The sequence below is a fragment of the Microbacterium sp. NPDC064978 genome (assembly GCF_044543605.1).
Taxonomy (GTDB): domain Bacteria; phylum Actinomycetota; class Actinomycetes; order Actinomycetales; family Microbacteriaceae; genus Microbacterium; species Microbacterium meiriae.
Window position 1 is genome coordinate 260189 of record NZ_JBITWF010000004.1, and the last position, 14346, is coordinate 274534.

At 70.4% G+C, this 14346-nt stretch carries 10 protein-coding genes; 6 read left to right on the plus strand and 4 right to left on the minus strand.

Going from position 1 to position 14346, the window contains the following annotated elements; translation table 11 throughout:
* Positions 1-69 precede the first annotated feature (69 nt).
* Entirely contained in the window at positions 70-1374 is a 1305-nt protein-coding gene (locus tag ACIGJI_RS14215; protein ID WP_363446257.1) for a glycosyl hydrolase, read from the minus strand.
* Positions 1375-1552: 178 nt separating this feature from the next.
* Here ACIGJI_RS14215 and ACIGJI_RS14220 point away from each other — a divergent pair, with 178 nt between their 5' ends.
* Genes ACIGJI_RS14220 through ACIGJI_RS14235 form a run of 4 tightly spaced genes read left to right on the plus strand, consistent with a single transcriptional unit; the run spans position 1553 to position 7783 of the window.
* Positions 1553-2854: an extracellular solute-binding protein gene (locus tag ACIGJI_RS14220; RefSeq protein WP_363446255.1), complete on the plus strand. Its 1302-nt coding sequence runs from the start codon at positions 1553-1555 to the stop codon at positions 2852-2854.
* Positions 2855-2895: 41 nt separating this feature from the next.
* Positions 2896-3783 (plus strand): carbohydrate ABC transporter permease, encoded by an 888-nt coding sequence (locus tag ACIGJI_RS14225; protein ID WP_025102636.1) that lies wholly within the window; start codon positions 2896-2898, stop codon positions 3781-3783.
* Positions 3780-4712 (plus strand): carbohydrate ABC transporter permease, encoded by a 933-nt coding sequence (locus ACIGJI_RS14230; RefSeq protein WP_085605062.1) that lies wholly within the window; start codon positions 3780-3782, stop codon positions 4710-4712. The genes ACIGJI_RS14225 and ACIGJI_RS14230 overlap by 4 nt, the downstream gene beginning before the upstream one ends.
* Entirely contained in the window at positions 4709-7783 is a 3075-nt protein-coding gene (locus ACIGJI_RS14235; RefSeq protein ID WP_366244349.1) for a glycoside hydrolase domain-containing protein, read from the plus strand. The genes ACIGJI_RS14230 and ACIGJI_RS14235 overlap by 4 nt, the downstream gene beginning before the upstream one ends.
* A 1-nt stretch (position 7784) precedes the next feature.
* Here ACIGJI_RS14235 and ACIGJI_RS14240 read toward each other — a convergent pair whose 3' ends face one another.
* Positions 7785-8663, minus strand: coding sequence for an endo-beta-N-acetylglucosaminidase H (locus tag ACIGJI_RS14240; RefSeq protein ID WP_363446251.1), 879 nt, complete (start codon positions 8661-8663; stop codon positions 7785-7787).
* A 189-nt stretch (positions 8664-8852) separates the two neighbouring features.
* On the opposite strand from ACIGJI_RS14240, the gene ACIGJI_RS14245 reads away from it, so the two are divergent.
* On the plus strand, positions 8853-10715 hold the full coding sequence (locus ACIGJI_RS14245) for a heavy metal translocating P-type ATPase (protein ID WP_363446249.1): 1863 nt from the start codon (positions 8853-8855) through the stop codon (positions 10713-10715).
* 115 nt (positions 10716-10830) lie between these two features.
* Positions 10831-11109: a hypothetical protein gene (locus ACIGJI_RS14250; protein WP_363446247.1), complete on the plus strand. Its 279-nt coding sequence runs from the start codon at positions 10831-10833 to the stop codon at positions 11107-11109.
* A gap of 12 nt (positions 11110-11121) precedes the next feature.
* Here the strand turns inward: ACIGJI_RS14250 and ACIGJI_RS14255 are convergent, their stop codons facing one another.
* Complete coding sequence (locus ACIGJI_RS14255) at positions 11122-12756, minus strand: fucose isomerase (RefSeq protein ID WP_363446245.1); 1635 nt, start codon at positions 12754-12756, stop codon at positions 11122-11124.
* On the minus strand, positions 12753-14270 hold the full coding sequence (locus tag ACIGJI_RS14260) for an FGGY family carbohydrate kinase (protein ID WP_363446243.1): 1518 nt from the start codon (positions 14268-14270) through the stop codon (positions 12753-12755). Before ACIGJI_RS14260 ends, ACIGJI_RS14255 begins: the two co-directional genes overlap by 4 nt.
* Positions 14271-14346: the final 76 nt, after the last annotated feature.

Genomic DNA, 14346 nt, shown 5'->3' on the forward strand with positions numbered 1-14346 from the left:
TCCCCGCCCATACCCCGGGCTATCGCCGCGCGCACCCCGGGGTCTCGACGACAACCCGGGGTCTCGGCGTCAGACGACGGTGTTGACGGAGGCGTAGCGGGTGACGTCGGACGCGGACGGGGCGGGGTGGATGAGACGGCGGATGCCGCGCGACTCCAGCGCCGCGGGGTCCTGCGCGGTGCGGGAGGTCACCAGGGCGGGGTCTTCGCCCGCGGCGCAGGCGTCGACCCAGGCCTGGAAGACCGCACCGCCGGGGCTCAGGGCCGCCCGGCTCACCGGCACCTCCTGCTCGTCGACGTCCACCACGATCGCCGTCGGGCGGGCCGGAGCCGCGGTGCGGGTGCGCAGCTCGGGGATGAGGTCCGCGAACCGGCGGCCGAGGGGCTTCGCCGCCCCCTCCTGATCGATGAGCCCCAGGGAGTACTCGAGCTCCGGGAAGTCGGCCAGCTCCCGACTCACGTCGTGCGAGCACCACCACGTCACGCCCCAGAGGTTCTCGGTGCGGAGGGCCGAACGCACGGTGGCCTCGAGGAAGCCGGGCATCTCGCTCTCGTCGAGGCAGTTCGAGGGGGCGCCGACCTCCTGTAGCCAGATCGGACGGGCGGGATCGGTCGCGAACGCGCGGGAGAGCTCGATGAGGTACTCCGCGTGGCGGTCGGCGGCGATCGAGCGACCTCCGTAGCGCTGCGCCGTGCCGTTGAAGATCCAGGAGTGGACCGTCGTCATCGCGCCGAGGCGGGAGGCATGCGCCGGCGTGAACCCGTGGTCGTCCATGTACCAGACCGCGTCGTATTCGCTGTGCACGTGCGGCAGCCCGGGGGCACCCCGTTCCGCCGCGGCGAGCAGCGCCTCGATCCAGCCGCCGGCCTCGTCGGTCGTGACGGGCCACGGCGAGGGGTGGGTGTGCGCGGAGAACTGGTTCGTCTCGTTCCCGAGAGTGAGGCCGAGGAAGTTCGGTGCGTCCCGCAGCGCGCCAGCGAGCCGCTCCACGAGCTGCACCTGACCGTCGAGGGCCGTCGGATCGGTGAACATGTTCCGGTCGTGCCAGGTGTACAGCCACGAAGGGACGAAGTCGAAGCTCGACAGGTGCCCCTGGATGACGTCGACGCTCACGTCCATCCCGAACTCGGCGGCGATGTCGACCATGGTGCGCACGTCGTCGATCGCCTTCGAGCGGATGAGGGTGCGGTTGGGCTGCAGGACGGTCCAGAGCGGGAACACCCGCACATGGTCGAGGCCGAGCGCGGCGAGGGCCGCGAAGTCGCGACGCACGTCGTCCGGCGTGAAGTCGAGCCAGGAGTGCATCCAGTCCTTCGACGGCGTGTAGTTCGCCCCGAAACGGAGAGGAGCGTCGAGAGCGCCGCGCTGCGTCATGTGTGCACCTTTCGGACCGTGCCCTCCCACGAGGACATGTCGCACCACTATAACGCTTGAGCAACAGCGTCGATAGCGCCCACCTTGACACCGACCGGATCCGATGGTTTCATCTGCTAAAGCGCTGTAGTCCCTTCGTCGGACCACGCCGAATCGCCCGCCTCGAGGAAGAAGCACGATGAAAGTTCCCGCACGCATTGTCGCTCTGGCAACCTTCACGATCGGCGCCCTGGCGCTCGTGAGCTGCACCGGAGGCGGTGCCGCCTCCGAAGGCGCCGGCCCCATCGACACCTCCGGCGAGCTCAGCGGAACCATCCAGTTCCAGACCTGGTCACTGAAGAACGAGAAGTTCACCCCCTACTTCGAAGACCTCATCGCCGCCTTCGAGGAGGAGCATCCGGACGTGACCGTCGAGTGGCTCGACCAGCCCGGCGACGGCTACCAGGAGAAGATCCTGAGCCAGGCGAACGCCGACACGCTCCCCGACGTGCTGAACCTGCCGCCGGACATCGCCTACCCGCTCGTCGCCGCCGGGAAGCTCGTCGATCTGGACACCGCGGATCCGGACCTGAAGGCGGCGTACAACGCCGGCGCCTGGGACGCCTACAGTCAGTACCCCGGCGTCGAGGGCACCTACGGCCTCCCCTGGTACCTCTCCAGCGACGCGTCCTGGTGGAACCTCGCCCAGCTCGCCCCGTACGGTGTCACCGAGGAGAACCTCCCGACGACGGTCGACGAGCTGCTCACGCTCGCGAAGGACGTCGCCACGGAGTCCGGCGGCAAGGTCCAGCTCCTCTCCTCGATCCCGGCGCTGGACACCTTCACCGCCGCCGGCATGGAAGTCATCAACGACGAGGGCGAGTTCGACTTCAACACCGACGAGGCCGCCGCGATCATCGAGCAGTACGCCGACGCCTACGCGGCGGGCGCGATGCCCGCGGAGGCACTGACCGGTGACTACGGCGGGAACGCGGAGGCGTACATCCAGGAGAAGGTCGCCTTCACGACCGGCGGCACCGGCTTCACGACCGATCTGCAGAAGGACGCCCCGGCACTGCTGGAGAACACCGTCGCCACCCCGCGCCTCGGTGTCGCCCCGCTCTACGTGCAGGGCCTCAACGTCTCCGCCGACTCCGACAACAAGGAAGCGGCCCTCGCGTTCGCCGAGTTCGCGACGAACGAGGAGAACCAGGTCGCGTTCTCCTCCCTCGCGGTCGGCACCGCCCCGGGCACGGCCGACGGCGGCGACCAGGTCGTCGAGAACATCGCCTCCTCGGTCACGGACGAGAAGCAGCTCGCCGCGATCGACACCGTTTTCGGCGCGATGAAGGACGCCAAGGCGCTGCCGTTCCAGTGGACCTCGGACATGGCCACCTACATGACCCAGCAGATCGCTCTCGCCGTGAACGGCGAGGCCGACGCCAAGACGCAGCTCGACAAGATCGTCGAGTACGCCAACGCGAACCGCGTGGACCAGTGAGCATGCGCGCGGACACCGGCACCCGGAAGCGGAGGTCGACGATGAGATCCCACAAGTGGTTCACCCCGTGGCTGCTCCTCGCCCCCGCCGTGATCTGGGTGCTGGTGTTCGCGCTCTGGCCGTTCCTGAACACCGTCGTCCTCAGCTTCACGGACGCCCGCCCCCTGCGGACCCCGGAGTTCGTCGGCGGCGCGAACTACGAGCGCATGTTCGGCGACGAGATGTTCTGGAACGCGCTGACCACCTGCCTCATCTACGTGGTCGTGTGCGTGCCGCTGCTCACGATCCTCCCGCTGCTCCTCGCCCTCCTCGTGCAGAAGAAGCTCCCCGGCATCTCGTTCTTCCGCACCACGTTCTACTTCCCCGTCATCGCCTCGGTCGTCGTCGTCGCCCTCATCTGGACCTGGCTGTTCGACAGCCGGGGCATCATCAACCAGACACTGGAGTTCCTCGGCCTCATCGATCAGCCGATGGCCTTCCTCGTCGACCGCTGGCTGCTGCTCGGCTGCGCGATCCTGCTCACGGTGTGGAAAGGACTCGGGTACTACATGGTGGTGTACCTCGCCGCCCTGGGGAACGTCGGCAAAGAGCTGCACGAGGCCGCGATGCTCGACGGTGCGAGCTCCTTCCGCCGCTTCCTCTCCGTCACGATCCCGTCCGTGCGCGGGGCGATGCTCCTCATCGCCGTGCTCATCGCGGTGTCCGCCATGCGGGTGTTCGCCGAGCTGGACGTGCTGTCCAAGAGCACGGGCGGCCCCGGCGGCTACGACATGTCGCTCGTGATGCTCATCCGCCAGGTGGGCTCGGGCCTGAACGGCAACATCGGCTACGCATCCGCGATCAGCGTGGCGCTGTTCCTCCTCACGCTCGTGCCGCTCGCGGCGATCGCGTTCATGAACCGCGAGAAGAAGGCGAAGGTCTCCGCATGACGACTCTGACGACGCCCCCGGTGGAGAGCACCCCGCCTGCGGAGGAGGCACCGCGGCCCGGCCGCGAACGCATCTTCCGCCGCCGCGGCTCCGGAGACTTCAGCAAGCCCACGCTCGGCGGACTCATCGGCCGGTACGCGCTGCTGCTGTTCGTCCTCTTCCTCGTCATCGGCCCCTTCGTCTGGCAGCTCTCCACGTCGTTCAAGGGACCGCAGGAGAACATCTACTCCTTCCCACCCGAGCTCATCCCCCGCGATCCGACGCTGCAGAACTACACGAGGGTCGCCGACATCGTCCCCGTCTACCTCTACGCCTGGCACTCGCTGCTCGTCTCGCTCGGCACCGTGCTCAGCAACGTGATCCTGGCCACGTTCGCCGGCTACGCCCTGGGCTGCATGCGCTTCCGCGGGAAGTGGATCGTCATGGGCATCCTGCTGTCCACGCTGCTGTTCCCCGGCGAGGTCACGGTCACCAGCAACTTCCTCACCATCCGCGCGCTCGGGCTCGCCGATACCCTGTGGGGCGTGTTCCTCCCGGGAGCGATCAGCGCCATGAACGTGCTGCTCGTCGCCACCGCGTGCCGCATGATCCCGAAGGACGTGCTCGACGCGGCGACCGTCGACGGTGCGACCACGTGGCAGCGCATCCGGCACATCGTGTGGCCGAACATCCGCGGCATGGTCTCGGTGGTGGCGATCTTCGCCTTCATCGGCGCGTGGGATGACTACCTCTGGCCGCTCATCGTGCTGTCCGACCCGGCGAAGTACACCCTGACCGTGGGCATGGCCTACCTCAACAGCAGCTTCTCGGTCGATCCGCGACTCATCGCCGCCGGCACCATGATCGCGCTCGTGCCCATCGTCATCATGTTCTCGTTCACGCAGCGCTTCTTCTTCAAGGGCGTGCAGGAAGGTGCGCTGAAGGGGTGAGCGCGCCGCTGCTCCGCCCGGACTCCGGTCCCGCGGATCCTCCGTCGTCGCGCGCGAACGCCGGAGTGCTCCCCTGCCCGGTCTTCGCGTACACGTTCGACCCCTCCCGCGGGGCGCAGCGGATCGACGTCCCCGGCCTCGACGGCATCGTCCTCACCCCGCACACCGTGCTGCACTGGGCGTTCTACGCCGACGGCCCTGCGGCGACCCTCGCGCCGTGGGCCGGGCTCGCGGTCGCCGTCGACGTGCGGACCCCCGACGGCAGCCGGCTGAGCGACATCGCCGCCGTCCGCGACCGCTACGACTTCCCGCTCACGGCCGAGGGGCAGTTCGCCGCCCGGTGGAGCATGCCCGAGCAGTGGAACGCCGACAGCGTCGCCCTCGCGCCCCCCGCACCCCTCGGCACCGGGACGGGCACGGTCGAGCTCGTCTTCGGCACGGCCGAGCTGGCGACCACGCCGGATGTGCCCGCGGAGGTCACCGGTTTCGTGCAGGTCCTCGTCGAGGAGCGCCCTGGCCCCGGCGACCTCCCACCCGTCGAGCGGGTCGACACCCGGCGCGGCTCCCATTCCGGCCCCCGCTTCTCCCGCGGGAACACGGTCCCGGCGGTCGCCGTGCCGCACGGGTTCACCTTCGTCACGCCGGCGACCGACGCCGCGGACGCACGCTGGCCCTACCGCCCGTTCGTGCATGACGATCCGCAGGGACGGCGTCTCGAAGCCCTGCAGTTCTCGCACCAGCCCAGCCCGTGGATCGGCGATCGCGCGGTTCTTCAGCTCATGCCGTTCTTCGGCACAGCACGGTCGGCCAGGGAGGATCGACGCCGCTGGATCGTCGAGATCGATCAGCTCACGAACGAGGGGCTGCTCACCTTCACCGACATCGGCTTCGAGGGGTGGATCCCCGAGGGTCCAGAGGACTGGGGGAACGCGCCACGCTGCTACTTCGCCGGGACCGTGCATAGCGCGTCGAACGCCGCGCACGGCGCCCTCGACGACGACGGGCGTGCCCGGGTCGCGGGCTTCGTCCGCGCCGTGGGCGCCGTCGAGGTGCGGGTCGGGGTCTCGTTCCTCTCCGTCGCGCAGGCCCGGCACAGCCTCGCCCTCGAGGCACCTCCCGCCGTCCCGTTCGACGAGCTCCGCGCCCGCGCGGCCGCCGCGTGGAACCGGCTGCTCGGGCGCGTGACGATCCCCCCGCTCCCCGAGGCCGAGCGCCCGTTCCGCGGCCTGGCCGACGAGGAGCAGCGCGCCCGGATCGCCGCCGCGCTCCACCGTATGCATCTGTATCCGAACACGGCGACGGAGAACACGGGCACCGCGGAGGCACCGGCGTGGCGTTTCGCCGACGTGTTCGCCCCGCGGACCGCCTTCGGCGAGTCGGCCACGGGGGCGCCGGTCGCGGAAGGCGAGCTCGTCGTCAACAACGGCTATTGGGACACGTACCGCACCGAGTGGCCCGCGCTCGCGCTCCTCGACCCCGCGCTGGCCGGACGCCTGCTGGACGGACAGCTCATGCAGTATCGCCGCGGCGGCTGGATGGCGCGGTGGAGCGCCCCCGGGTATGTGGACAGCATGGTCGGGACCTCCAGCGACCAGATCTTCGCCGACGCCGCGCGTTGGGAGGTGCCCTTCGACCGGGAGGCGGCGTTCGAGAGCGGGTGGCGCGACGCGTGCGAGCCGGGACCCGATCCGCGACGGGGTCGCAAGGGCATCGGCCGCGGTCGCTTCCTCGGCTTCATCCCGTCCGACGTGCCGGAGGGGATGAGCTGGAGCATCGAGAACGCCGTGAGCGATGCCGCCCTCGGCCGGTTCGCCGCCCAGCTCGCGGCGTCGACGGCGGCGGACGACGCCGCGCGCTACCGGGCCTTTGCACGGTACTTCGCGAACCGCTCCCGCGCGGCGCGCGCCCTGTTCGATCCTGCCTCCGGATTCTTCCGCGGTCGCACGGCGGACGGGTCCTTCGCACCGGATTTCGATCCTCGCGTCTGGGGCGGCGACAACGTCGAGACGAACGCGTGGGGGATGTCCGTGGGCACGGTGCACGACGGGCCGGGCCTCGCGGCGCTCCACGGCGTCCCTGCGGGACTCGGTCGGCACCTCGACGCCCTCTTCGCCGAGCCCGAGACCGCCGACGAGCGCTTCGGCGGTGCGTACGGCACCGTCATCCACGAGCAGCGCGAAGCCCGCGCCCAGCGGTCGGGCATGTGCGCGCTGTCGAATCAGCCGGCGCACCACATACCCTTCATGTACGCCTTCACGGACCGGCCGTGGCACAGCGCGGGCCTCGTGCACGGCCTCGCGCGCCGCCTCTTCGCCGGTGCCCACATCGGCCAGGGGTTCCCCGGCGACGAGGACAACGGAGAGATGAGCGCCTGGTGGCTCTGGGCCGCGCTCGGCCTCTATCCCCTGGAACTCGCGGCGGGGACTCTGCGGATCGGGTCCCCGCTGTCCGACGACATCCGGGTCGCACGCGGGGACGGCTCGTCGCTGCGTATCCGCTCGCGACGGAGCTCCCCCGCCGCGCACGTGTTGGAGGGCGCCCGGCTGGACGGACGCCCTCTCCCCACCGCCGATCTGCCGATCGACGCGCTTCGGGGGGACGCGGTGCTCGACCTGGTGTTCGGCACGGACCCGGCGCGGGCGCTCGAGAGCGGTGAGGACGCACTCGACGCCGAGCCGTGGCGGTGCGACCTCACCGCCGACGCGGGAGAGATCGTCGCCTCCGCGGATGTCCTCGATGCGCCACGGCTGTTCGACGACGGCGATCCGCAGGGCGACGCGGGCGTCCGGCTGCCGGAAGGCTCGTGGGTGGGCTGGCGATTCCCCTCACCCCGCGGCCTCACCGACATCACCGTCACGAGCCTCGGGCCCACGGCGGCCGATGCGCTGCGCTGGGAGATGGAGGGTGCCGATGGAGCCTGGCATCCCCTCGCCACCAGACACCGCGAAGACCTGGCTCCCGACCGGACGACGCCGTTCACTCTGGAGATGCGGGTCGTGACCTCGGCCGTCCGCGTGCGGGCGACGGTCGAGGTCACGCTCCGTCAGATCGAGCTCTTCGACCTGAGCTGACTCACCGCGACGCTGCGCGGTACAGAGTCGCCTCCCCCTTCAGCGCCTGGGTGATGCCGGAGAGGTAGGCCGACTGATCCGTCGCGGTGAGGTTGTACGCGACGTAGACGCCGTACCCGTCCGCCACCGTGCGCTGGGCGAAGTCGGCGGCCGTCGTGGCGCTGGTGTTCGCGAGGTCGATCGCCGCGGCGCCGAGCCGGCCGCGGTCGTCCAGGCCCGGCACGGTGGGAGCGTCGTAGGTCGGGTAGTACGGGTTCCAGGCGTGATCGAGCACGCTGCCGGCGTCGAAGAGGCCGAAGTCCGTGGTCGTGTAGGACGGGCCGATCGCGTACAGCGTGATGAGCTTGTCCGGTCCCAGGCGATCGCGCAGCGCGGAGGCGAGCCAGCCGAAGGACTGCGGGTTCGGCTGCGGCGTGCCGTTCGCCCCGTAGTTGCTCCACTCGTCGTCGAAATCGATGCCGTCCAGGCCGTAGGTGGTGACGGTGTCGGCGAGCTGCGCGGCGAAGGCGTCGGCTTCCGCGTACGAGGTGAAGTTCGCGAAGCCGGCGCCCTGGTGGTTTCCGAGCACCGACAGGAGGACCTTGGTGCCCTGGGCCTGCAGCGGGCGGATCTGGTTCTGCGCGTCCTGCAGCGTCTCGGTGACCCGCTCGTTGAGGTGGAGGACCGCCTGCTCCCCGTCGTAGTTGATGTTCGCGGCGAAGATCATGGCCAGATCGACGGCGGGGCGGCCCGACTCGGCGAGCGTGTAGTCCGCGACATTCGCTAAATCGTTCGAGTTGACCTCGACGTAGACGGCGAGCTGCGGGTCGGCGGCACCGGTATCGGCGATGGCCGCCGTCGAGGCGGCGAGGGCGGCGGCTCCGGCGGCAGCGATCGCCACTGCTGCCGCGACACCTCTTCTCAGGCGGGACGATCGTGCGGGTGAGGAACTCATGACGGTGTCTTCTCCTTCGGCGTCGTTGTCGAGATCGGGCCGCGACGTCGCGACTCGCGGCCGACTATATCGCTTAAGCACAGGTGTCGGAAGGGGATGCTGGCGGTGCGCACCGATTCCGACGATGCTGGACGCATGCGCGCCCTCCGACTCCTCTGGCGGTACCCCGTCATCACCCTGACGGTCATCGTCTTCGCCGTGGTCGGAGGGCTGCACGCCGCCGGGGAGGAGACCATCGGCCGATGGGTCGCGACGATCTTCGTAGCTGCGGTGGTCGTGTGGACGCTCATCGGCATGGTCCGCGACGTGCTCCGCGGCCACGTCGGACTCGACATCCTCGCCGTCGTCGCCATGGTGGCGACACTCGCGGTGGGCGAGTACATCGCGGCGCTCATCATCGTCCTCATGCTCTCCGGGGGCGAGGCGCTGGAGGACTTCGCGGGCCGCCGGGCCAAGCGCGACCTCTCCGCTCTGCTGGATCGTTCGCCGCGCAGCGCCCATGTGCTGACACATCCCGAGGATGCGGACTCGGACGCGGCGAGGGAGGTGCCCGTCGACGATGTGGCCGTGGGCGACGTCCTCCTCGTGCGCCCGGCGGAGATCATCCCCGTGGACGGTGAACTGCTCACGGACAGCGCGTCGTTCGACGAATCCTCGCTCACCGGCGAGAGCCTGCCCGTGACGCGCGGTGCAGGCGACGAGGTGCTGTCCGGCGCGATCAACGGCAGCCGGGCCATCCGCCTCCGTGCCCTCCGCACCGGCGCCGACAGCCAGTACCAGCAGATCGTCGCCCTGGTCGCCCAGGCCGAGTCCTCCCACGCGCCCATCGTGCGTCTCGCCGACCGGTTCGCGATCCCGTTCACCGCCGTCGCGCTCGTGCTCGCGGGGACGGCCTGGGCGCTCTCCGGCGACGCCACGCGGTTCGCCGAAGTGCTCGTGCTGGCGACGCCCTGTCCCCTGCTGATCGCCGCTCCCGTCGCCTTCCTCGGCGGACTCTCCCGGGCGGCGAAGTCGGGCGTCATCATGAAGAGCGGTGCGGTGATCGAGCAGATCGCGCGCGTGCGCTCTGCGGCGTTCGACAAGACCGGGACGCTCACCCAGGGGAGGCCGGAGCTGGTCGACGTGCGACCGTCCCGCGGTTTCGATGCGGATGAGATCCTGCGACTCGCCGCCTCCGCCGAGCAGTACTCGTCGCACGTGCTCGCCGACGGCATCCGTCGCGCCGCCGCCGCACGGGGCCTGGCCCTGCACGCGGCGACGGAGGCGAGCGAGACCGCGACGAACGGGGTGTCCGCGACGATCGGCGGCCGTTCGGTCGTCGTCGGCAAGCCGGCCTACGTGGCCTCCCTCGCCCCCGACACCGTGCGGGTGGAGCTCGCACCGGGACAGGCCGCCGCGTACGTCGCCGTGGACGGTCGGTTCGCAGGGGTCCTCGTGCTCGCCGACGCCGCCCGCCCGGAGGCGCCCGCCGTGGTCTCCTGGATGCGGACGCACGAGGTCGACAGGCTCGCGATGTTGACCGGGGATGTGGCCACCACGGCGGAGTCGATCGGACGGCAGGTCGGGATCGACGAGATCCACGCCGAGCTGCTGCCTCCCGAGAAGGTGCGTCTGGCCGCCGAGATGCAGCCACGGCCCGTGCTGATGGTCGGCGACGGTGTCAACGACGCGCCAGTGCTGGCGGCGGCCGACATCGGCATCGCGATGGGCGCGAAGGGGGCGACGGCCGCCGGCGACGCCGCCGACGTCGTCATCCTCGTGGATTCGCTCGCCAAGGTCGTCGACGCCGTCGCGATCGGACGGCACACCCTCCGCGTGGCCCTCACCGCGATCTGGATCGGGATCGGTCTGAGCGTGGGACTGATGGTCGTGGCAATGACCGGCGTCATCCCCGCGGTCGTCGGCGCACTGGTGCAGGAGCTCGTCGACCTCGCGACGATCCTCTACGCCCTGCGCGCGCTGAGCGGCCCGCCGAGCGACCTCCGCCCCTCCCCCTGAGGGCTGCTCCTGCACCGACCCCGGTACCGCTTCTCCCGTCCACAGGTCCCGTGTTCGCGGCCCTGCCCCTGCGGAATACCGTGACAGCCTGAGACCCCGGACTCAGACTGGAGGCATGACCTTGGACGACCCGCAGGTATGGACACTGATCGGCGTCTTCGCCGCCGTGATGCTCGGCGGCATGACACTCATGACGTCGCAGCTCAGCCGCGTGATCCGTGCGGAGGTGGGCCGCATCGACGGCACGCTCTCCGCACGGATCGATCGCATCGACGGCACCCTCTCCGCACGGATCGACGGCCTCGACGCCCGGCTCGGACGCATCGAGACGAAGGTCGACGATCTCGACAGGGAGCTCACGAACCTCGCGACGCGGTTCTGGCGCTCGCAGTGACGAGCCGCGGCCTCAGATCGACACGTCGCCGACGAGGTTGACCTTGATGCCCATGCCGTCGAACATCGCGGCCTTCGCGATCAGCGCCTTGTCCGCGGTCTCGGCGTCGGGGGCGTAGACGAGCTGCGCGTGGTTCGCCTTGTGCCGTGCCATGAACTGGTCGCGCGAGATGCCGTGCAGCACCACGTGGGCGATCGGCCACTCCGGGTTCGTGGCGTCCTTCCGGCGCTGCGTCTCCTCCGCCGGCAGCTCGACGACCGACGCCCGGAAGATGTCCGCCTGCAGGACCCCCTCGGCGATGAACACCCGCGAGAGCACGACCTCGCCGGGCTTCGAGACGCCGTTGATCGTGGCGCCGCCCGCAGGGAAGAACACGTGCCCCTGGCGCCAGCCCTCCGCGTTCTGCCAGCCGCCGAGGTGGGAGGCCGGCACCGAGCCGGAGATCTCGTACACCCACACGAACTGCCCGTCGTGGTCCTCGCCCCAGCGGACGTCGTGGAGGGTGTTGTCGGGCACGAGACCCATCGCGCTCCAGACGCGGTCGGTCACGAGGGCATCGACGGCGACGCCCTCGTCGGCCTCGTTGAAGTGCGGGAACGCGCGCCCCTCGTGCAGCACGCGGGAGCCGTCGCGCGAGGTCACCGGCGGGCGCTCGGTGGAGTTGAGGATGCCCTCCGCCAGGTCCGAGGCCGGAACGAGGTCCTTCAACCCCTGCTGGTACTGGATGCCGACCGCGTCGAGCCCGAAGTCGTCCGCGATGCGGAGCGCGGCGATGTACATCTTCAGCTGCCACTGCACCTGCTCACGGGTGAGCTCGGTCGCGGCGTCCTCGCCGTAGCGGAACGTCATCCCCCGCTCGATCAGCCAGTCGTACGCGGCGTCGGCCTCCTCGTCGGTCACGTTCAGCATCTCCGCGTAGAGCGCCGACTGCGACAGGCGCTCCTTGTAGATGCCGGTCTGGTTGAGGAGCTCGTCGTCGAAGATGGCGTTGTACATTCCCATGCAGCCCTCGTCGAAGACGCCGATGATGGCCTTCTCGGCGCGCAGTTCCGCGGCCAGGGCCTCGCCGAGCTGCTTCTCCGGGCTGTCGGGCAGCGCGGGGAGCGGACGCACGTGGGAGGCATCGTGGGTGATGGCGCCGGTCTCGGTCCACTCCCGGATGCCGTCGCGGAACCAGTCGTCGGTGAAGTCGACCGACCAGATCGTCGCGTACGGCTTGTCCATCTTCGTCAGGCCCGCGTTGAGGCCGAGGAGGCCGACGAGGCCGGGCCAGTCGCCCGCGAAGTTCGCCACCGTGAGGATCGGACCCTCGTGCGTGCGGAGGCCCGCGAGCACGTGGTGCGAGTACTGCCAGACGGCCTCGGCGACGATGAGCGGTGCGTCGACGGGGATGTTCTTGAAGACCTCGAGACCCATGCGCTGGCTGGAGATGAATCCGTGGCCGGTCTCCGGGTCGACTTCGTTGGCGCGGATGACCGTCCAGCCGAGGTCGTTCAGCACGCCGGTGACCCCGGCCTCGAGCTCGACCTGGGTGGGCCAGCCGGCCGTGTTGGCCGACTCACGGAGATCGCCGGATGCGATCAGGTAGGCGGTCTTCGGCGCCGTGGCAGGACGGGGCGCCGGGGTGGGCAGGGTGTAAGCGGTCATGAGTTCTCCGGGGTCGAGGTGGTCGGGGAGCCGTCGCGCTGGGCGGCGGCGAGTTCATGGACGACGTCCTTCGAGCCGTCGTACAGCCGCACGTAACGGTCGAAGAGGGCGTCGGCGAAGGGGCGCAGCGCCTCGTCCGGACGGACGGTGTCGGCGATGGGGTTCCAGTCGGCGATGGCGGGCGCGGCATCCTCGGCGGCCGTGGCCGTCGCCGCGAGGAAGGCGGCCCCGTAGCTCGCGCCGATCGTCGTCCGCGGCACCTCCTGGACGAGCCCGGTGATGTCGGAGACGATCTGCAGCCAGAGCCGCCCTTGCGTGCCCCCGCCGACTGCCACGATCCGGCGGATGTCGGCGCCGGCGGCGCGCATCGTCTCGACGTTGTGCCGCACGCCCAGCGCTGTGGCTTCGAGCGCGGCGCGGTAGAGGTCTCCTCGGGTGTGCCGGAGGGTGAGCCCGGCGATGACCCCGCGGGCATCCGGATCCTGGATCGGGGTGCGCTCACCGGCGAAGTACGGCAGCATCAGCAGGCCGTTCGCGCCGGGCCCCGACTCCTCCGCCTCGGCCAGCAGCGCCGGGTAGTCGGTACCGGAGAGGTCCTTCAGCCACGCGGTGAGCGCTCCGGATGTGGACAGCCCGCCGGCGAGGTTGCGCGTGCCCGCGAAGGCGCCGGCCGTCGTCCACATCGAGGGCGTGCGGAGGGTCTGCTCCCCGGTCGCGACGAGGAACATCGTCGTACCGTACATCAGCATGAGGTCGCCGACCTCATGGGCGCCGACACTCACCGCCTCGGTCCAGGCGTCGATCGTGCCGGTGATGACCGGCGTTCCCTCGGGCAGGCCGGTCAGGGCCGCCGCAGCGGCGGTCACGGTGCCCGCGATCTCCCCCGCCCAGCGCAGCGGCGGCTGCTCGATCGTCCCGGCGAACCGCTGCCACCACGGTTCGTGCCACTGCGCGCCCTCGATGTCGTACAGCGGCGAGACCTGGCTGGCGGACTGGTGGTCGAGGACGTAGGCACCGGTGAGCTTACGAGCCAACCAGGAGGCGGGCATGTAGAGCCGCCGCGCGCGCTGCCAGGCCTCCGGTTCCTCCTCGGCGACCCAGGCGATCTTGGGCCCGCCGGCCTGCGACGTGAGGGTCGAGCCGCCCACGCGGGTGATCTCCTCGACGCCGAGCTCCGCCGTCATGCGCTCGATCTGCGCGGTGGAACGGGTGTCCACGCCGTAGAGGATCGCGGGGCGCACGGGCTCGTCGTCCTCGTCGGCGAGCAGGATGCACGGGCCCATGCCGCTCACTCCGACCCCCACGACGTCCGCGTCGGGGACCGCGGAGAGAAGGTCCGTGGCCAGCTCGACGAACTCGTCCCACCAGATCCGGCCGTCCATCTCGACCCATCCGGACTGCGGACGGGAGACGTCGTGCGCGCGGGTCGCAGTCGCGAGGATCGTGCCGGCGGGGTCGACGAGGACGCCCTTGCTGCTGGACGTGCCGATGTCCACCCCGAGGGTGCAGCGCATGGTCTCTCCTTCGATACCGACGGGCCGTGCCGACCTGGACCCAGGCTACGCGAAATCGATTTCAGGGCGCAAGGAG